The organism is Mucilaginibacter sp. (assembly GCF_035492695.1).
Lineage (GTDB): Bacteria > Bacteroidota > Bacteroidia > Sphingobacteriales > Sphingobacteriaceae > Mucilaginibacter.
Genome location: NZ_DATJJC010000015.1, coordinates 144461 through 162496, shown reverse-complemented (window position 1 = coordinate 162496; position 18036 = coordinate 144461). Strand labels below are relative to the sequence as shown.

At 42.3% G+C, this 18036-nt stretch carries 15 protein-coding genes and 1 tRNA gene; 6 read left to right on the top strand and 10 right to left on the bottom strand.

Annotation, left to right across the window (positions count from 1 at the left end):
* Nucleotides 1-32: 32 nt before the first annotated feature.
* From VL525_RS10530 to VL525_RS10515, 4 genes are all read right to left on the bottom strand, one after another.
* Nucleotides 33-1256 (bottom strand): SH3-like domain-containing protein, encoded by a 1224-nt coding sequence (locus tag VL525_RS10530; protein ID WP_325386191.1) that lies wholly within the window; start codon nucleotides 1254-1256, stop codon nucleotides 33-35.
* A gap of 7 nt (nucleotides 1257-1263) precedes the next feature.
* The gene (locus VL525_RS10525) at nucleotides 1264-2427 is read right to left on the bottom strand and encodes a glycoside hydrolase family 172 protein (RefSeq protein ID WP_325386189.1); all 1164 of its coding nucleotides are present in this window, start codon (nucleotides 2425-2427) and stop codon (nucleotides 1264-1266) included.
* Nucleotides 2428-2443: 16 nt separating this feature from the next.
* Nucleotides 2444-3292, bottom strand: coding sequence for a fumarylacetoacetate hydrolase family protein (locus tag VL525_RS10520; RefSeq protein WP_325386188.1), 849 nt, complete (start codon nucleotides 3290-3292; stop codon nucleotides 2444-2446).
* A gap of 151 nt (nucleotides 3293-3443) precedes the next feature.
* On the bottom strand, nucleotides 3444-4772 hold the full coding sequence (locus VL525_RS10515; protein ID WP_325386186.1) for a right-handed parallel beta-helix repeat-containing protein: 1329 nt from the start codon (nucleotides 4770-4772) through the stop codon (nucleotides 3444-3446).
* 891 nt (nucleotides 4773-5663) lie between these two features.
* On the opposite strand from VL525_RS10515, the gene VL525_RS10510 reads away from it, so the two are divergent.
* Nucleotides 5664-6500: a hypothetical protein gene (locus VL525_RS10510; protein WP_325386184.1), complete on the top strand. Its 837-nt coding sequence runs from the start codon at nucleotides 5664-5666 to the stop codon at nucleotides 6498-6500.
* A gap of 70 nt (nucleotides 6501-6570) precedes the next feature.
* On the opposite strand, the gene VL525_RS10505 is transcribed toward VL525_RS10510, so the two are convergent.
* Complete coding sequence (locus VL525_RS10505; RefSeq protein ID WP_325386182.1) at nucleotides 6571-8190, bottom strand: glycosyl hydrolase family 28-related protein; 1620 nt, start codon at nucleotides 8188-8190, stop codon at nucleotides 6571-6573.
* Nucleotides 8191-9059: 869 nt separating this feature from the next.
* Nucleotides 9060-9133: transfer RNA gene (locus VL525_RS10500), tRNA-Arg, on the bottom strand.
* A gap of 255 nt (nucleotides 9134-9388) precedes the next feature.
* On the opposite strand from VL525_RS10500, the gene VL525_RS10495 reads away from it, so the two are divergent.
* Nucleotides 9389-10249 (top strand): N-acetylglucosamine kinase, encoded by an 861-nt coding sequence (locus tag VL525_RS10495; protein WP_325386180.1) that lies wholly within the window; start codon nucleotides 9389-9391, stop codon nucleotides 10247-10249.
* 85 nt (nucleotides 10250-10334) lie between these two features.
* Here VL525_RS10495 and VL525_RS10490 read toward each other — a convergent pair whose 3' ends face one another.
* Nucleotides 10335-11045, bottom strand: a complete 711-nt coding sequence (locus tag VL525_RS10490) for an NUDIX hydrolase (RefSeq protein WP_325386178.1) — start codon at nucleotides 11043-11045, stop codon at nucleotides 10335-10337.
* Nucleotides 11046-11172: 127 nt separating this feature from the next.
* On the opposite strand from VL525_RS10490, the gene pfkA reads away from it, so the two are divergent.
* From pfkA to VL525_RS10470, 4 genes are all read left to right on the top strand, one after another.
* Nucleotides 11173-12159 carry a 6-phosphofructokinase gene (gene pfkA / locus VL525_RS10485; RefSeq protein ID WP_325386176.1) on the top strand — a complete coding sequence of 329 codons (987 nt, stop codon included), beginning with the start codon at nucleotides 11173-11175 and terminating at the stop codon, nucleotides 12157-12159.
* Between the two features lie 4 nt (nucleotides 12160-12163).
* Nucleotides 12164-13012: a BadF/BadG/BcrA/BcrD ATPase family protein gene (locus tag VL525_RS10480; protein ID WP_325386174.1), complete on the top strand. Its 849-nt coding sequence runs from the start codon at nucleotides 12164-12166 to the stop codon at nucleotides 13010-13012.
* 6 nt (nucleotides 13013-13018) lie between these two features.
* Nucleotides 13019-14014 carry a type I glyceraldehyde-3-phosphate dehydrogenase gene (gap, locus tag VL525_RS10475; protein ID WP_325386172.1) on the top strand — a complete coding sequence of 332 codons (996 nt, stop codon included), beginning with the start codon at nucleotides 13019-13021 and terminating at the stop codon, nucleotides 14012-14014.
* 225 nt (nucleotides 14015-14239) lie between these two features.
* Nucleotides 14240-14587, top strand: coding sequence for a nuclear transport factor 2 family protein (locus tag VL525_RS10470; RefSeq protein WP_325386170.1), 348 nt, complete (start codon nucleotides 14240-14242; stop codon nucleotides 14585-14587).
* Nucleotides 14588-14614: 27 nt separating this feature from the next.
* On the opposite strand, the gene VL525_RS10465 is transcribed toward VL525_RS10470, so the two are convergent.
* The 3 genes from VL525_RS10465 to glgB form a co-directional block, all read right to left on the bottom strand.
* Entirely contained in the window at nucleotides 14615-15631 is a 1017-nt protein-coding gene (locus tag VL525_RS10465) for a proline iminopeptidase-family hydrolase (RefSeq protein ID WP_325386168.1), read from the bottom strand.
* 69 nt (nucleotides 15632-15700) lie between these two features.
* Nucleotides 15701-15892 carry a hypothetical protein gene (locus VL525_RS10460; RefSeq protein ID WP_325386166.1) on the bottom strand — a complete coding sequence of 64 codons (192 nt, stop codon included), beginning with the start codon at nucleotides 15890-15892 and terminating at the stop codon, nucleotides 15701-15703.
* A 49-nt stretch (nucleotides 15893-15941) separates the two neighbouring features.
* Complete coding sequence (glgB, locus tag VL525_RS10455) at nucleotides 15942-17870, bottom strand: 1,4-alpha-glucan branching protein GlgB (protein WP_325386325.1); 1929 nt, start codon at nucleotides 17868-17870, stop codon at nucleotides 15942-15944.
* Nucleotides 17871-18036 lie beyond the last annotated feature (166 nt).

Here is an 18036-nt window from a genome sequence, read left to right as displayed (position 1 = left end):
TTTTTTACGCCAGGCAGACCCTGGCGTTTTTTTTATTTAAAAGCCGATTGAATATCGTCCAACGATACCCCCAGCGTCTTTAGAGCTATTTTATCGAGCGCTGATCTGTCGCCTGTAAAATGAAATATGCTATGCTGGTGACTAAGCTTCCCACCTGGTTTCAGGAATGCTCCCGGAGAAACGCTCTCAATCTCGTAAAATGGCCCCATCTGCGTGCCATCAGCCAGCGGTCCGTCATTGTAGGAATTTACAGCGTCCCCAATCATCGGATCTTTATCCGGTGTCCATTCCTGGTTTAGATAAGTGGCCTTACTGTCCACATCGAATACTGCTATTGTAAGCACATTATTAATAGCATCATAGCTGCCGGCAATGGCTTTGGTTCGTGATGCTGGCATGCCAAGCTTACCCCGCGATTTACCGTCGGCTTTAAAAAACAAGTGACCATTCTTATAAGTTACCCTATCAGGCGGAATTTGGCCAAAGTAGTCTGTTGTGGCAACTTTACCCGACTCATTCTCCCTATAAGGAATAACGATAACTACGCCCGGCGACGGGTTAAACATATCTAGGTTCCAAAGGCATGGCGCACCGGTTTGGCTTGTCCAGGCTATGTTACCTGTATTAATGATCGTATTGTCGGTTTTAACTCCTACAACCTTTACCGCACTGCCGGGCTGCACGTCCAGCGCTTTTTGAATATCTGCACCGTCCAGGAGGGTGATATTGCGCTCGACACGTAATTTAAGGTTAGTACCTGCATAGTTCTGCACTTGCATATCTTTGCTTAACAACACTTGTTTATCGCCTTTGCTTACCAGGTTCCAACTTTCATGGTCGAACGCTGCAGGCGTATGCCAGTTAGCAAATTCCATTTTTGCTCCCGGTTTAAAAAACAAGGCAAACTTGCTTCCTTCCGGCCCCAGCCAAAGGCGGTCCTCTCCCCCATATGCGTTCATGTGAGGGTCGGTTTTGGTGTTAAAAGCTTTATAATTTATCCAGCCAAAACTTTTCCCGGTGTCCCCCTCTGCTGTAGAGGTAAATACTTTTCCCTGGTATTTCGGCGAAATGATAACTTTCGCAGCACCATCACCGCTTTCAAGCACAATAACGCTGTCCTTCTGTTGCAGGAAGGCTAGATCGTAGCCAAATGAGCCTTTTTTAAGATCATCAACAGATGGTTTCTGCTTACCCAGTTTACAAGAAAACGCCATCACTGCACCGGCCAGGAAAAGATATTTTACTTTAAGCTGCATGGCGATATTAGTTTACTTCCAATTGATCTTTTGCAGGCAGCTTAGGAAACGGTGCATGCGGTTCCGCCTGGTACCAGAATACGGTAGAAGCGATATCATCCTGCAAAGGCATGTATCGCCCGTCGTTGTGCCAACCAAGGTCCTGTATAGTTACTTTCAGGTCTTTATCAAAGCGGATAGGATCCATGATATGCCACCGATATAAACCAAAACGCTGGGCAATATTATAATGGCCGTCACCTCTTAATACTTGCGGCAGACCGGTATATGGCCCGCTAAACTCCGTATAGTTACTTTCTTCAACCCCTGCGGTATTTTTTTTCTCGCTATCAAAATCGTATGCGCCGTTAAAATAGTCCTCAGTTCCTGTGCCAGCTATAGTAGGGAATTCGGTGTCGCCGTCCATAAAAAACTTGATCTCGCCTTCACCCCACCAACCGTTCTTGTTCGAGCCATAAGCCATGTAGGTGCCCACATATTGCCCTTTACCCTTAATACTATCCACCAGTACATAATCCTTTTTAAAAGGCAAGGGGTTCACCCTGCGAAACTGAGCGTGCAAATACCCTGCATCTTTAGGAACATCTGTAAGCGCATAATCGACCTGGTAATACAGTACCATATCCCTATCATCAATATTTTCCATCGTTATGCGGCACTTTTTATGAAAAGGCATGGGCCAGTAACAATTAAGGCCGCTGCCTGGGTTTACCACTACGGCAAGTGATGTAACCGGTGCATATTTACCCCAGCCCATGCAGAAAAAATCGCCAACGGGTACTTCAACCGATGGTGTTGTCTCGTCATCCCAGTAAAAACGGATAATAGAGTATCGCCAGTTACCTGTTGGCGTCATCCAGATGTGTTGTATAACGCCAGGCCCGTCTATTTCCGCTATTGTATAAGTTGTTTTCTTCCTGATCACCACACTTGGGCTTACTTTCCATTTCTGCCCCAGGTCGCGGGCAGCGTTGGCGCCTGTACCCGTAGTGGCCATACCGCCTTTGCCTTTTTCTCCGTTAAAATTCTCGGGGCTTATAGAACGGGTCTTCGCATCCGACATGCGATAGATGTTCCCCATGTTCATATCAAGGCCGTTAAATTTTTGCTGGGCGCCTGCCACTGCCACTATCATTATGAGCAGCGAAAAGATGGTGATCTGTTTTTTCATATATCAAAATTTGATTTCATGGTTTGTAGCTAACAGTATTGACCAACTCCCCAATGCCAGTTATCCCAATCGATATTACGTCGCCGGGCCGGAGCGTGAAATCGTTAGGCGGCACCAGGCAGGTACCGGTCATCAGGTAACAACCCTGCGTAAAATCGCATTCCCGGAACAGATAGTCCGCCAATTCGGGTAATGACCGCTTCATCCTGCTGATACTGGTCTCGTCACTATAAACCTGCTGATTATTCCTATAAATACTCATCCTTATTGTTGTATCGCGCTGTATCTGCTCTTCCGGTACGTAAAGACATGGCCCCAGCGCGGCGCTTCGCTCAAATATTTTCGCTTGCGGCAGGTATAGCGCATTTTCGCCTTCAATACTTCGTGAACTCATATCGTTGCCCACTGTATATCCCTCTATACTTCCTTTCGAGTTGATAAACAGTGTCAATTCAGGCTCAGGCACATTCCACGATGAGTCGCGGCGGATATATAACTGCTGGTTATGCCCTGCAACACGGTGAGGCATCGATTTAAAAAACAATTCAGGCCGGTCGGCCTCATATACTTTATCGTAAAGGTCGGCAGCGCCCGAATCTGCAGACTCTTCCATCCGCGCCTCACGGCTGCGCAAATAAGTAACACCCGCTGCCCAAACTTCCTGTTTGCCTATCGGCGGAAGCAAGCTTTCCTCTATTAACCGCAAAGCATTTTCACCTATCGCACTCTTCGACAAGGCTATTCTTTCTATAAGATACTGATAAAGGCCGTCGCGGTTGATAAGTTCATCCCAGTCATCATCCAGCATATAGCCTTCCGACCCGTGTTGCAGAATAATACCCTCAATAAGTTTGTAGACTTTCATATGATAACAAAAGCGAATGCAACCGATCGCAGTTTAAAATTGGCTTTACAATATAGTATCTTTTAATAAACTTTAAAAACCACAAAACAAAAATGGCCGGTGAATTATACCGGCCGTTCTTCGGGATTATTTTTTTATGGCTCTGTTAAAATTATTGAACTACTATATTACTACCTATTGAAGCGCCATTTTGTGTATAAGATGCTACTCCGCTTGGAGTACTGGTAAGGATGACTCCCGACATTTGCACATTGTTGGTAACCAAGCCTGCTTTTGTATTGGATATTGCTATAGCACATTTGGTAAAGTTTGCCACTGTGCCTCCGCTTAAAATCAAATTCCCGGGGCAGCTGTCCAGCATAATGGCAAGTGTTGCAACACCGTTCCCTTTAAATGTTGTATTTGAAATTGTCACGATATTTGTTCCCTGCAGGTTAACCGCTTTGGTTGTGGTAGTGAGTGTACAGCCGGTGATCTTGATATTTTGACTGCTGTTATAAGAGTGGATACATTCCTCTGCGCAGCCAGAAATGACATCGTTTAAACATTCTATTCCGTTACATCCATTGGCGCCATCGATCAGTATGCCCACCCCAGATGAGCTTGTTATAATATTTCCTTTCGAACGGCACCCTGTACAGTCAGCAAATTCAAGTGCCTCCAATTGCGCATTGCTAAATGAATTGACGGTTGCTAAAGTACCCGATGACCGCACAATACTAATACCTATGCTGCCACCAATAATAGTATTTTTGTGCATTGTGCTATTATTACAATACCTTATCTCGACGCATTCTGCCGCCCAGTTTGCAGGATTAACAGGCATTTTAATGGTATTGTTGCTAATGTCCCATCCTGAGGTAGTAATAGCAGGATTATTTGTACTCCCTCTGATACCTACCGCTATTTGCTGAACGGTTGAGGGCGAAAGCATGCTCCTGTCAACAACATTCTTGTCGAATATACCGCCGGTTGTAACAGCTGTTTCGGCATCAAAATAAAAAGCGATATAGCCTATTTTGTCGAGGGTACATCCGGTAACAGTCGGTTTGTTAAAAGCTCCAACTAATATACCATAACCTGCGAATTGAGTTACATGCACATTAGTGATGGTACAGTTATCTGCCAGTATCCGCATACCTATAACACCGTTGGCGCTTCCCGCGGTCGTGTAATCCCATGTTCCTTTAACGGTACCGTTTGTTACGCTCGCACCTGCAGCGCTAATCCTTATCCCTGCGCCCGAGGTTGCGGTCATGTTAATGGTTGCGCCATTCATATTCAGCGCATGGGTAACTGTTAGCCCGGTAACGTTATAGGTAGCACCAGCCGTTAATGTAAGGTTCCCGGCAGTCAATTTCGCCTGCAGGGTTGCGGTATCGTCGGCATAGCTATTCAGCGCTGACACTAAGGCTGTAAGAATAAGCGCCGATATTATTTTCACGCCACGGCCGAAGAATGGTTTTTTAATTGTTTCCATTTTGTTTATCGTTTGGGTACTTTTTATAGTTTAATTTAATTAGTGGTATGTCGGTCAATGCTCGACTATTTTATTATTAATGAGCATAAATTTCTCTACGATTAACGTTTATATATCCAGAATTAAATATCTGTAATTGAGCATTTTATATAATAAATATACTAAACAAAAGGGGGATTTGCAACAAATTCTCCGGCTTTTTTGTATGTCTGCATTCGTCCATCTTGCCTTTTTAATTGTATCTAACATTATGGTTTCAATAGGTTAATCGCAGTTCTTCATAATGTAGTGCATAGCAATACTTTTGTGTGTTTTGTCTTGAGATGATCTATATTAATACTATTTCTTATACGGTTTGTGACAATGCTAGCTTCGTAATAGAACCTATTATTTTGTTGTGGTTATTTGTTCTATAAATTAATTATACTTCAATAAAAACACCAATCTGAATTATCCTTTTCAATAATTTGCGCTATATCTCTTAATTTCAATATCTTATGCAGCCAGTTGGTAAAAAAATCCACATGTTTTATTCCCCATCTATCCCACCATTCAATAAATGCAAGGCATTTTTTCACAATGGTTAATATTTATTATTAATAATTAAGCTATTGTAAAAGAAGCACTTACAGTCTATAATATGCAAAAAACGCGCCCATCTTTTTTCAACAGCATACATACTAGTTAACAAATAGAAATTCTAACCGATCCATCCTGATGGTATGATTCTTGAAATCAAATCAATAATGGCCAAAGCATAACAGATGTCGTCAAAGGGTAACGACATTTTACTGCGAACAGCTATAATATTATATCTGTCAAAATTTAATATTTTTATAAGGGATTAAACTTTCCTGTGAACGATGCATCTTATAAACAAAAATTGCAACCATGAAAAAACCATATCTTGTCATAATTCCGGCATTATTTGTATTCTATTCGTGCCATCAAAATGAAATAAAGCTTATTGACGGGCCAAAGTTCTCGGTGAATAAGGGTAAAAAAGATAACGCCGACTTTAGCGCCGGCGGGACCGGAACAGGTGACGGCAATGGCACCGCCGGGGCCGGCGCTGTTGCATTAAATGGTTTTAACCTGAATAGTAATGAAGCTATGTCAAAAAAAGACATCCCGCAAACAATTGTGGAAGAGTTGCCAAGATCATATAAGCAACGAAAATTCATGAATGATGTCTCAAGCATCAGCTATGATCTGTTTATGATCCCTGGCAACATCGTCACCTTTAATCCAACCGATACTACTTATCAAATGAGAACACTAAGGGCTATAACCAAAAACAGCAAACCCCCGGTAGTAACATCAATAAACGATGGGGTACTTTATAGCGCAAAGGTCAACTCTACTACAAGTTTTAACGGGTCTTATCTTATAGGCGGCCTTAACGTTAACCGCGACGAGATAATGGAACTGAACATCCAGGACGTAGCCATTTCGACTGTGCCCGATAGTCTGATAGATGTAGATGCAATAAAATCGGCCATTGCAGATATTCCGGCAGAAGAAAAGAAAAATTTATATTATATAAAATCGGCAACTTTAACCCTTATCGAAAACAGAAAATATACCGAATCTAAATTTGACGCCAGTATTAATTCTTTTTTTGTTACTTCAGGCGGAAAAACCTATAGCAGTAATGAAAAATTAAAGAGGGACAGGACGGTTTCCATATACATCGTACCGCTTGACCATATTATAAGTGCTCGTTAATTTCACTTATTAAAAAAAAGCCCCGAAGCACTTTACTGCTACAGGGCTTTTTACTTATAAATTGCTTAGCTTAAAAATTATTTCCTGATTTAAGAATAGTCAAAAATCCTGTTAGCCAATACAAGCAATTGTTAAATTTATTGTTTATAAATGTATAACCTGTATAGGTTATGCCGGCGTTATCCATGGCAACAACTTCTGCGCCTGCGCTACTTTTTACTGAATTACCATTAACAACATTACCACTCAATGTTACGTAATTAGTACAAGTGGATATTGCCAACTCCTTGCCTGCCCCGCCATTAGCACCAGTGCCATAATTGAAAGTATTATTGGCCAGTGTGAGTTTTTGAGTATTGGTTTTAGTTGGCACATAAGTTACAACAGCTTTTCGTACGCCCAAACTTGGGGTTGTCATATTAAACACGTTACCCGATGCAGTTAACGAGTACGTGGAGGTATTTGCAATAATGTCAATACCAGTTGCCTTAGGATTATTTATTGTATTGTTAGTCATACTAACACTTGGGGTATAGGCGCCAAACACCACTATCGCATTCAAACAACCCGTAATATTATTATGATCGATTACTGAAGTATACCGGGTAGCTGCTCCCTGAAAATTATTAGGTGTTGTGTTAACCACAATGCCTTCGGCTTTCAATGCATAGTCAACTATGGTATTGTATTGAATTACCTTATTGTTGGCTGCAACTTCTATATATTCGGCCTGCGCATCGTAAATAGTATTATAGGAAACTGTCGTATTTACAGCTACCGCTTGAATACCTTCGCCATAAATAGCCTCACTTGGACTCTTACCTGAACCGTTTATCGTATTTCCTGTTATTACAGTGCCGTCTATATTTCCGTAATCCACAATACCATTGCTTCCCGATTTGTTAATTATATTATACAAGACCTGGTTATCTTTACCATAGGTAGAAACATTGCCGTATGAGGCAAATCCGTTTGAGTGCGGAGAATTAAGTACATTACTCATGCAAATAGTTTTATTTGCGCCCGCCTCCGCATAGGTAATACCAACAGTGTTACAAGTGTTTCGGTAAATGTAATTCTGTAATGATCCGGTGCCCGTCACCCACACTGCCTCAATGCCAATAGGCTGATAAGGGCATTTGAAACTGAACTTGTTATATTGTATTGACAGATACTGGCTATCCTTTATATAAATGCAAGCATTGGCCCATGACCCAAGACTAAATGCCTTGTCTGACGTTATGAAATTAATGTTTGTAACGTATGCTCTGTTAATTCCAATTGCGGAGAAATACCAGGCACGACTAAGCAAGTAACCTGACATCGAATTCCCTGCCTTAATTGCTGCGCCACCCGTGCCATATATCTTAACACCAGAGCGCAAAGTGAGCGTTGAATTAATGATGTACGTGCCTTTCTTTAACACAATTGTTGTTTGGGCATTGATAGCGGCCTGAATAGCTTTGGTGTCGTCGGTATAACCATCGCCTTTAGCGCCATAGGTTTTTACATCGACTGCATTTGAAGGAGGAATAGTGTCTGAATTGACCTGGACACCATTGACAGTAGTTACCGCCAGTGAATTAGATGCCGACTTAGAGAAATCGGTGGTCGGGGTTACGGCGTCTTTTTTGCACGAGAACAAAATGAGCAGGCAGAAACATCCCAAGAGTGCTGTAATTCTTTTCATAGTATTTAAATAAATCAGGTAGTTTTGTTGCCTATTCCTTACAATCTTTGAGGCAACAAGGGTTAAAAAATCTGTTAGTTAGTTAGTACTGTATTATATATCGGCAGCCGGTCATTAATTTGCGAGAGTAAGACCAGTTACCCGACGGTGTTGCAATTTATAAAAATTTATTTACCCAAGCTCTCGCCGGTTGATATTGTGGCATTGGGCGATTATTAGCGCATATCCACAATTGCGAGATTGTGCATAACGCGTCAGTTAAAATATTTTCAAGATTAATTAAATAGTCAAGATTCGAAAGGCATTTTTTAAACAAGTACATGATAGTACTGCCTTGTAAATTCATCAAAAACAGACGCCTGGCCGTATTTTTCTCTGAAGTTTCCTTGTTTCGGGATTTCAAATTCATTTAGTCTTTAATTAATTCAGGGTTGTTTACGGCAAAAATATAAAAAAGTTTCTGAAATAATAAAAAAATTTCAAATAAATGATTAAAATTTAATTATAAATTATTAAATACTTAGCATTTTTTAGTATTATTAAAAAATGAGTATTTCTAATAAATCCGATTTTCCCTTTTTTTATTGTAAAATAGTTGTTACAATTTGATCAAAAGCTCGAAAAAACATATTCATAAAATATTTAGTATCATATCGCTTTGCAATATTTCATAAAAATACTTTTAACGCTAACAATCTTTAATTACAATTGTTTTAATTTTTTTGATTTTTTTTTTTGATTTTTTTTAGAGTTGTTTTACGAGAAGAAAACTGCATTGACTTTAGGTCTCATGAACTGTCCCTTTGCCGCACAGGCAATGGTGATAGCGTACTATAAAAAAAGCAAGTCATTTATTGACTTGCTTCCGGTGATCCCATCAGGATTCGAACCTGAGACCGACAGATTAGAAATCTGTTGCTCTATCCAGCTGAGCTATGGGACCATTTTTTTACAGGCACAAAGATGCGAAATCCGCACAAATAATTAAAATGATTGTATAATATCCTCTTTTGGGCGTTAAAGATTCGTTTCCTGGATTGTTTTTTGTAACTTATCGTCTCTTAACAAGGTCTGCATATTTGCAAAATCGGCTTATTATATAGATTTGTATTATAATTGCATTTTTAAAATTACAAAGTGTTTCTTTTACAATTAGTAAAATCATACTTTTAACCAATTTTTTAGATAAACTTAATTTATGATCATAATTGCTGACGGTGGCTCCACCAAAACCAATTGGTGTCTGGTTACCGAAGAAGGTAAAAAAGTGTATTTTAATACCGAAGGTTACAACCCCTATTTTTCAAGTACGGCTTATATTGTCCAGTCGCTGATGGAAAATCTACCGACTGACCTGGAGAAGAGTGAAATTACCGAAGTTAACTATTACGGCGCAGGTTGCTCTACTGATGAAATGCGGAACATCGTGGCGGAAGCTATGAAGGCTGTATTCACCAAAGCCCGTGTTTATATAGGACACGACCTGCTTGCTGCTGCAAGGGCTCTTTTGGGTACAACTGAAGGGTTTGCTGCAATACTTGGTACCGGAACGAATACCTGTATTTACAATGGCCGGGAAGTAACACACAATATCGACTCCGGTGCTTATATATTAGGCGACGAGGGTAGCGGATGTTACATAGGTAAAAAATTACTGGTTGATTATCTGCGCGGTTATATGCCCGAGGCAGTGCGTAAACTTTTCTGGGAAACATTTAAGCTTACGCCTGACGATGTAAATGAGCAGGTTTATACCCAACCCCGCGCTAACCGCTTTTGCGCAAGTTTCAGCAAGTTTGTGTACGATAACCCTGTCAATATAGAATATTCGCGAAATATTGTACGCACGTCATTCGAGGATTTTTTCCGCAACCTGGTAAGACATTATCCAAATTATCAGAAATACACTTTTAATTGCATTGGTTCGGTAGGTTACAATTTCCGGAATGTGTTGGAAGAAGTTGTTACCGAAAACGGCATGGTGATCGGTAATATCATCCGGTCGCCTATAGATAACCTGGTAAAATATCATTTGGAACTGGCTCCAAGTCAATTATAATTGGTCTTAAGTCAAAAAAGTCCCGAGTCCTAAGTCGGTTGTAAAGCCAACTTAAGACTCAGGACCTTTAATTTTTGGCGTCGGACTAAATAACTTTCCCCTTATTTTCCAGGTTCAGTTCGTTCTGAAATATTTTGGAATATTTGCGTCGGTCGAATTTGTAAAGCTTGGCTGCACGGTATGACACCCCTTTTTGCTTCTCGTCCAATTCCTTCAAAAATCCATAACTAAGCATCTTTTTTCGGAAATTACGTTTATCAAGCTTTTTGTTCAATACAGCTTCATAAAGCGACTGCAATTGCGTCAGGGTAAATTTCTCGGGCAGCAGCTCAAATGCGATGGGTTGGTAATTGAGCCTGCGGCGCAACTTATTAAAGCCTGTTTTGAATATCTCGCTATGGTCAAACGCCAGTTTTGGCAGTTCGTTAACCGGGTGCCAGAAAGCTTTCCTGGCATACTGTGTTATCGGCCGGAGGTCCTTTTGCCCGTTAATACGGATCAGCGCATAGTATGCTACAGTAATAACCCGTCCCTGCGGGTGGCGGTTTACTTCTCCGAAAGTATGAAACTGCTGCATATGCAGGTCGCGAAGCCCGGTAAGTTCATACAATATACGCTCGGCGGCGTCGTCGATACTCTCGTCCTGCTCAACAATATATCCGGGCAAAGCAAGCCAATCCTTGTAAGGCTCCTCGTTCCTCTCGATCAGTAATATCTTAAGCTCACCTGCTTCAAAGCCAAAAATTACACAGTCGATCGAGAATACTGAATTAAATGTTGGTAACTTTACTTCCAATATGTGTTGTATTTTAGGTTTACGGGCTAAAGATATGCTCTAAAAATCCGAATATAAAAAAAATAAAATAAAATTCAATGGTGTAATCTACACACACTATATTCGCACCTGAAAAACAGCAATAAAAATGCAAAAGATTTCAAAACTTGGCGTACTAACATCCGGCGGCGACGCCCCCGGTATGAACCCTTGTATAAGGGCCGTTGTACGCACAGGTATATACAGTGGGCTGAATGTTGTAGGGATACGCAAAGGTTACCAGGGACTTATCGAAAACGACATGTACGATATGAACCCCCGTTCGGTAAGTAACATACTTAATTTAGGCGGAACTATATTAAAAACTGCCCGTTGCCTGCCTTTCCGTACGGACGAGGGTATGGAAACAGCGTACCAGAATTTAAAGGAGCAAGGTATTGACGCCCTTGTAGTAATAGGAGGCGACGGCACTTTTACAGGAGCATTGCGCTTCTCAAAAAAATACCCGGACATCAAAGTTATGGGGGTACCGGGTACTATTGATAACGACCTTTATGGCTCAACGTATACGCTTGGCTTTGATACTGCAACGAATACGGTAGTTGAGGCCATCGATAAGATACGCGACACTGCTGATGCTCACGACCGGCTGTTCTTTATCGAAGTAATGGGTCGCGACTCAGGCGCCATCGCGCTAAGGGCTGGCGTTTGTTGCGGTGCCGAAGCAATTTTACTGCCCGAAAAGGCTACCGCTATCGACGACCTGATAGAAAACCTGCGTGCCGGCCAGCATAATAAAAAATCGTCGAGCATCGTAATTGTTGCCGAAGGCGATAAAAATGGAGGCGTATATGACATAGCCCGCCGTGTTCAGAACGAAATAAAAGTATACGATATAAAAGTAACCATATTGGGCCACTTGCAACGCGGAGGAAGCCCTTCGGCTTTCGACCGTGTATTGGGCAGCCGTCTGGGATATGCGGCTGTAAAGGCGCTGCTTAACGGACATACGCAAAAAATGGTAGGCCTGCAGGCAAACAATATAAAAATTACCACTCTCGAAGAGGCGCTTACCCAACACGAGTTTAAACTGGAGCAAGATTTGATGGAGATGGCCGACATACTATCAATCTGATTGAATGATCGCAGTTGTTTATAGTGGATCGAATTATGCCGATTGGCGGCTTGCAGACAGGGGCCGCACAATAGCCTCATTCAAAACGGGAGGCATTAATCCGTATTTCAACGACGAAAAGCAAATAATTGCACTGCTAAACAAAAACATCAATCTCATTCACCACGCCGAGGAGATCAAACGTATTTACTTTTACGGTGCGGGCTCGTTTTCCAACGACCTGAAAAATATCGTTCACAATGCCTTTTCAGAATTTTTTAAATTCGGAAAAGTAACCGTCGAGCATGATATAGATGCCGCAGCTATAGCGTGTTGTAAAAACAGGCCGGGCATTATCTGCATTTGCGGCAGCGGTTCAAACGCAGCATGGTACGATGGGCGTCGGGTAAAGCCCAATAATTACGGCCTCGGTTTTATATTAGCGGACGAGGGCTCGGGTAACTGGCTTGGCAGGCAATTGCTGAAGGCTTTTATGAATGAGACCCTCCCTCCCAACATACGAAAAAAGTTTGAACACCGGTACGACCCGGACCGCAGAAGCCTGCTGGAGAAGATTTATCGGCAAAAACAACCTGCTGTGTTTTTGAGTTCATTTGCAGAGTTTTACCTCGACAATAAGGACGATAATTATCTAAAGAGCGTCATAATTGCGGGTTTCACCAAGCTAATTCACACTTATTTGCTACCTTTACATAAACAACACCCGGGAGCCACGGTAAATTTCACCGGCTCTGTAGCCGCTAATTTCCAGGACTATTTGGTTGAAGCCGCCTCGGGTACAAATATTACTATCGGGAATATTGTAAAAGAACCTATAAACAATCTGTTAACATATTATTCTAGTAAAAATTAAAAAATCATGAAAATAGGAATTAACGGTTTTGGCCGTATCGGACGCCTTGCTTTCAGAGCCGCAATTGAAAGGCCTGACATCGAGGTTGTTGGTATCAATGATCTTGTAGAGCCTGATTATATGGCTTACATGCTGAAGTATGACTCGACCCATGGACAATTTAAAGGCACCATCGCTGTTGAAGGCGGCCATTTGGTTGTTAACGGCAAAACCATCCGTGTTACTGCTGAAAAAGATCCTGCTAACCTTAAATGGAACGAAGTTGGCGCCGAAGTTGTAATTGAATCGACCGGCTTGTTCCTGACACAGGAAACCGCACAAAAACATATTGATGCAGGCGCAAAAAAAGTTGTTATGAGCGCTCCGGCAAAAGACGATACCCCTACCTTTGTTATGGGTGTTAATCATAAACAATTGAAAGCAGATCAGAAGATCGTTTCAAACGCATCGTGTACTACCAATTGCCTTGCTCCCATCGCTAAAGTACTGAACGATAAGTTCGGTATCGAGGAAGGTTTGATGAGCACGATCCATGCGGTAACGGCTACTCAAAAAACCGTTGACGGACCTTCGCATAAAGACTGGAGAGGTGGCCGCGGTGCTTACCAGAACATTATTCCTTCATCAACCGGCGCGGCCAAAGCTGTTGGTTTGGTTCTTCCTGAATTGAAAGGTAAATTAACAGGTATGTCATTCCGCGTTCCTGTTCCGGATGTATCCGTGGTTGACTTAACCGTACGCCTGAAAACTCCGGCATCATACGATGATGTGAAAAAAGCAATGAAGGCTGCATCTGAAGGAGACATGAAGGGCATTTTAGGCTACACTGAAGACGAAGTTGTATCTGAAGACTTCAAAGGCGATGTACGTACTTCCATTTTCGATGCAAAAGCTGGTATAGCACTGAATGATAACTTTGTAAAAGTAGTATCATGGTACGATAACGAATGGGGTTACTCCAATAAACTGATCGACCTGGTACAGGAGATCGGTAAACTGTAAATGAGCTGAGAGCAAAAAGCCGAAAGGCTAAAGGTTTGCTGTTCGTAATAAACAAAAGTCGCGCTGGCATATATTCCAGCGCGACTTTGTTTATATTGAGCTTTCTGCATTGATCCTTTCGCTTTAAGCTTTATTGGGGACACAACAAACAATGGTGATTAGCGTTTTAATTGAAAACCATAACTCTCCGCAATGGTTTTATTGAAACACCAAAACTCTTAAGCCATGCCAACTACAGCAAGTTCAAAGCAGACGGTGTTGTCGTTTATCAAAGCACTCAATGAGGAAGATTTTGATGGCGCCCGCAAATACACCGACGACGACCTCCAATTTATCGGCGTAATGGGAACCCGCAACGGCGCCGACGCTTATTTCAACGACATGGCGAAAATGAAGTTGAAATATGATGTACAAAAAGCGTTCGCGGAAGGGAACGACGTTTGTCTTTGGTACGATATTGATATGGGCGGTCGAAAAATATTCAGCAGTGGCTGGTACCATATCGAGCATCACAAAATAGCCTGGTTTAAAGTATTATTCGATCCAAGGCCGTTATTAGAACCTGCACATTAGGCGATGGCTATTTGATGCAGGAAATAACTATTTTCCCTCATCCACATCCTTAATAAATTTTATCACCCCATCCATAAACACCTTTTGGTCGTCCCAAAAACAAAGGTGGCTACCGTTGGGGCAATAAAGGCTTTTGCCATTCTTCACCTGGGTGCTCATCCATTCCATGTATTTTGGATCCATAGAATCGTATTTGGCGCCAACCATCAGTGTGGGCACCGTAATTTCCTTTAGCCGGTTGCTGATATCCCAATGCAGCAGCCTCCCTCCAGTTTTAAATTCACTCGGCCCCTGCATCATCACATAAATTTCTTCGTTAAGGTGCTTGAACGCCCGGTTCACCGGTTCCGGCCATTCGGGCAGTCGGCACAAATGTTTATTGTAAAATTCTGAGAAGATCAACCTTTGGTAAGTGGTATCCTTATACATCCCCTTTGCCTCGTAATTCATAAGTGAATCAACCAGCGTTTTTCGCATCTGGCTTCGTAGCACCAGGTTATATTTTTCATAGGCCGGGATACTCGCCATCATGTTGGAAACGATCATCCCTTTCAGGTTTTTCTGGTATTTCAAGGCGTATTCCATAGCCAGGATTCCGCCCCACGAATTACCGAAAAGATAAAAATTGCTGCTGTCCAATTTCAGCGTCTGCCGAACCTGCTCCACTTCCTCTACAAACCTGGGCGTTGTCCATAAGCTGCTGTCGCGCGGCTGATCGCTATAATAGGATCCCAGTTGATCGTATTCGATCATTTCGAAGCCTTCTTTCGGGAAGAAGCTTTCGAAACACTCCAAATATTCGTGTGTAAAGGCCGGGCCACCATGCAGTAATAAAACTTTGATGCGTGGGTTATTACCAAAACGCTTGGTCCACACTTTAAAATTGCCGACTGGAGTTTTAATGCTGATCATTTTGATACCTCCTGCCTGCACGCCGGAATCGGCAGGAGCAAAATATTCGGCAACAGTAGGGCCACTGCTTTGCTGCTTGCAGGAGTAAAGAGACATAATGGCTGCTGACGCCAGTAAGAGGAACTTTTTCATGGTTGCAATCTGGTTTCGGATTTAATACAAGATAGTAAATCCCAACTCAAAACCAAATAGCCCAATCAGTTACATCAATTCTTCATCATCGCTTTCGCGATGTACTTTAAAAGCAAGATAAGCGAGTATAAAAGCGGGCATTGCACTGAGGATGATCTCTAAAGAATCTAATAACTTACGGTAAACGGCAATCTCATACCCGAATATAACCGTTGCTACTATTGCACCGGCCAGGTACAAATAAAAGGGTTTAAAACGCATAATGATACCATTTACGTTTTAAACCCCTGAAATACAGTTATGTTTGCTCTTATTTATTTTTCTTAAATACAGTGGCACTCAACGGTGGTAAGGTTACCAATATTGAATTTTCCCTTCCATGCCAATGTTCTTTATCTGCTTTTATTGCTTTAGCATTCCCCATTCCGCTGCCCCAAAAAGCTTTGTCGTCCGAATTGAATATTTCTTTCCAGCTGCCTGCATCTGGCACTCCCACACGGAAGTTATGATGCGGATTTGGCGTCATATTCAAAATGATCACCAGGTCGTTTTTAGGATCATGTCCCTTCCGGGTATAGATCAAAACGGAATCCGCTGAATTACCGCCGTCTATCCATTCAAATCCGGTACCTTCAAAGGCTTTTTCGTATAGTGCCGGTTCTTCCTTATACAGTTTGTTTAAGGCCTTGACGGTATCTTGTATACCTTTGTGATTAGGATATTCGAGCACATACCAATCCAGCGATTTGCTGAAGTCCCATTCGGTACCCTGCCCAAATTCGGCTCCCATAAACAGCAGCTTTGTACCGGGGTGGGTAAACATATAGCTATAAACCAGGCGCAGGTTAGCAAACTTTTGCCATTCATCACCGGGCATTTTAGTCAACATAGATCCTTTGCCGTAAACCACCTCATCGTGCGAGAAAGGCAGCATAAAATTTTCGGTGAAGGCGTATATCAAACTAAAGGTGATCTGGTTGTGATGATATTTCCGGAACAGCGGATCGGTCGAAAAATATTTGATCGTATCATGCATCCATCCCATCATCCATTTCATCCCAAAACCTAAGCCGCCGGTGTAAACCGGTCGGCTCACACCTGTGAACGAGGTCGACTCTTCGGCAATGGTCTGTGTATCGGGAAAGTGACTATAGCAAGCTTCATTAAATTCTTTCAGGAATGATATTGCTTCCAGGTTCTCATTACCTCCATACATATTAGGTTCCCATTCGCCGTGTTTGCGCGAGTAATCCAAATAAAGCATCGAAGCAACCGCGTCAACACGCAAGCCATCCACGTGGTAACGGTCAAGCCAAAACAGGGCGTTGCTGATAAGGAAAGCGCGAACTTCGTTACGTCCATAATTGAAGATAAAGGATTTCCAGTCAGGGTGAAATCCTTTGCGGGTGTCGGCATGCTCATATAAATGTGTACCATCAAAACGGTACAGCGCATGAATATCACCCGGAAAATGGGAAGGCACCCAGTCCATGATGACCCCAATACCCTGGTTATGGAAAGTTTCTATCAGGCCCATTAATTGCTTAGGTGTGCCATACCTGCTCGATGCTGCGTAGTAACCGCTAACCTGGTAACCCCAGCTTGGGTAGTATGGATGTTCCGCTATCGGCATAAACTCGACATGCGTAAAACCCATTTCCTTTACATAGGGTACTAATTTATCCGCCAGTTGCTCGTAGGAGTAAAATGAATCGGGGCTTTCAGGGTTACGCGCCCATGAGCCGATGTGCACCTCGTAAACCGAATAAGGCCTGTCTATCCCGTTGTGCTGGTACCTGTCTTTCATCCATTTGGTATCCTTCCACTCGTAATAAGTGTCGGCCACGATAGACGCGGTACGTGGAGGTTCCTCCCAGCGTAAAGCAAACGGATCGCTTTTTTCAAGTTCTTCGCCCGAAGACGATTTGATAAAGTATTTATAAGTTTCTCCGTCGCCCACATCAGGGATAAAACCTTCCCATATGCCCGATGAATCCCACCTCGAAAATAATGCATGCGAAGCCCGGTTCCAGTAATTGAAATTACCGATAACGGAAACAAACTGCGCATTTGGCGCCCACACGGAAAAATAGGTACCGATAACACCGTTAAATTCGATTACGTGCGAGCCAAATTTTTCGTATAATTTGTAATGCTTTCCTGATTTGAACAGGCTAATATCGAAATCAGTAAAACGGCTGTACGGCTCTACACTGTTTTTTATGACGTTTCCAGGCATATTGTTTTTGATTGACGGCTTGGTTGCTTTATTTGCCGGCGCCGCTTTGGCTGGCTTGTCAGCAACTTTTGTTGAAGATGCGGTTTTTTTGGTCGCTTTTTCTGCTACTGCCTTCTTTTCTGCAGGTTTAGCCTTTTTTGTGCTGCTTTTTTCAGCAGGTGCCTCT

Excerpts from the sequence above, each read along its gene's own strand:
- VL525_RS10520 (WP_325386188.1), bottom strand. The coding sequence starts at position 3,292 with ATGAAAGTCTACAAACTTATTGAGGGTATTATTCTGCAACACGGGTCG.
- VL525_RS10495 (WP_325386180.1), top strand. The coding sequence starts at position 9,389 with ATGATCATAATTGCTGACGGTGGCTCCACCAAAACCAATTGGTGTCTG.
- VL525_RS10515 (WP_325386186.1), bottom strand. The coding sequence starts at position 4,772 with ATGGAAACAATTAAAAAACCATTCTTCGGCCGTGGCGTGAAAATAATA.
- VL525_RS10525 (WP_325386189.1), bottom strand. The coding sequence starts at position 2,427 with ATGAAAAAACAGATCACCATCTTTTCGCTGCTCATAATGATAGTGGCA.
- VL525_RS10470 (WP_325386170.1), top strand. The coding sequence starts at position 14,240 with ATGCCAACTACAGCAAGTTCAAAGCAGACGGTGTTGTCGTTTATCAAA.
- VL525_RS10505 (WP_325386182.1), bottom strand. The coding sequence starts at position 8,190 with ATGAAAAGAATTACAGCACTCTTGGGATGTTTCTGCCTGCTCATTTTG.
- VL525_RS10465 (WP_325386168.1), bottom strand. The coding sequence starts at position 15,631 with ATGAAAAAGTTCCTCTTACTGGCGTCAGCAGCCATTATGTCTCTTTAC.
- VL525_RS10530 (WP_325386191.1), bottom strand. The coding sequence starts at position 1,256 with ATGCAGCTTAAAGTAAAATATCTTTTCCTGGCCGGTGCAGTGATGGCG.
- glgB (WP_325386325.1), bottom strand. The coding sequence starts at position 17,870 with ATGCCTGGAAACGTCATAAAAAACAGTGTAGAGCCGTACAGCCGTTTT.
- gap (WP_325386172.1), top strand. The coding sequence starts at position 13,019 with ATGAAAATAGGAATTAACGGTTTTGGCCGTATCGGACGCCTTGCTTTC.
- VL525_RS10480 (WP_325386174.1), top strand. The coding sequence starts at position 12,164 with ATGATCGCAGTTGTTTATAGTGGATCGAATTATGCCGATTGGCGGCTT.
- VL525_RS10460 (WP_325386166.1), bottom strand. The coding sequence starts at position 15,892 with ATGCGTTTTAAACCCTTTTATTTGTACCTGGCCGGTGCAATAGTAGCA.
- VL525_RS10510 (WP_325386184.1), top strand. The coding sequence starts at position 5,664 with ATGAAAAAACCATATCTTGTCATAATTCCGGCATTATTTGTATTCTAT.
- pfkA (WP_325386176.1), top strand. The coding sequence starts at position 11,173 with ATGCAAAAGATTTCAAAACTTGGCGTACTAACATCCGGCGGCGACGCC.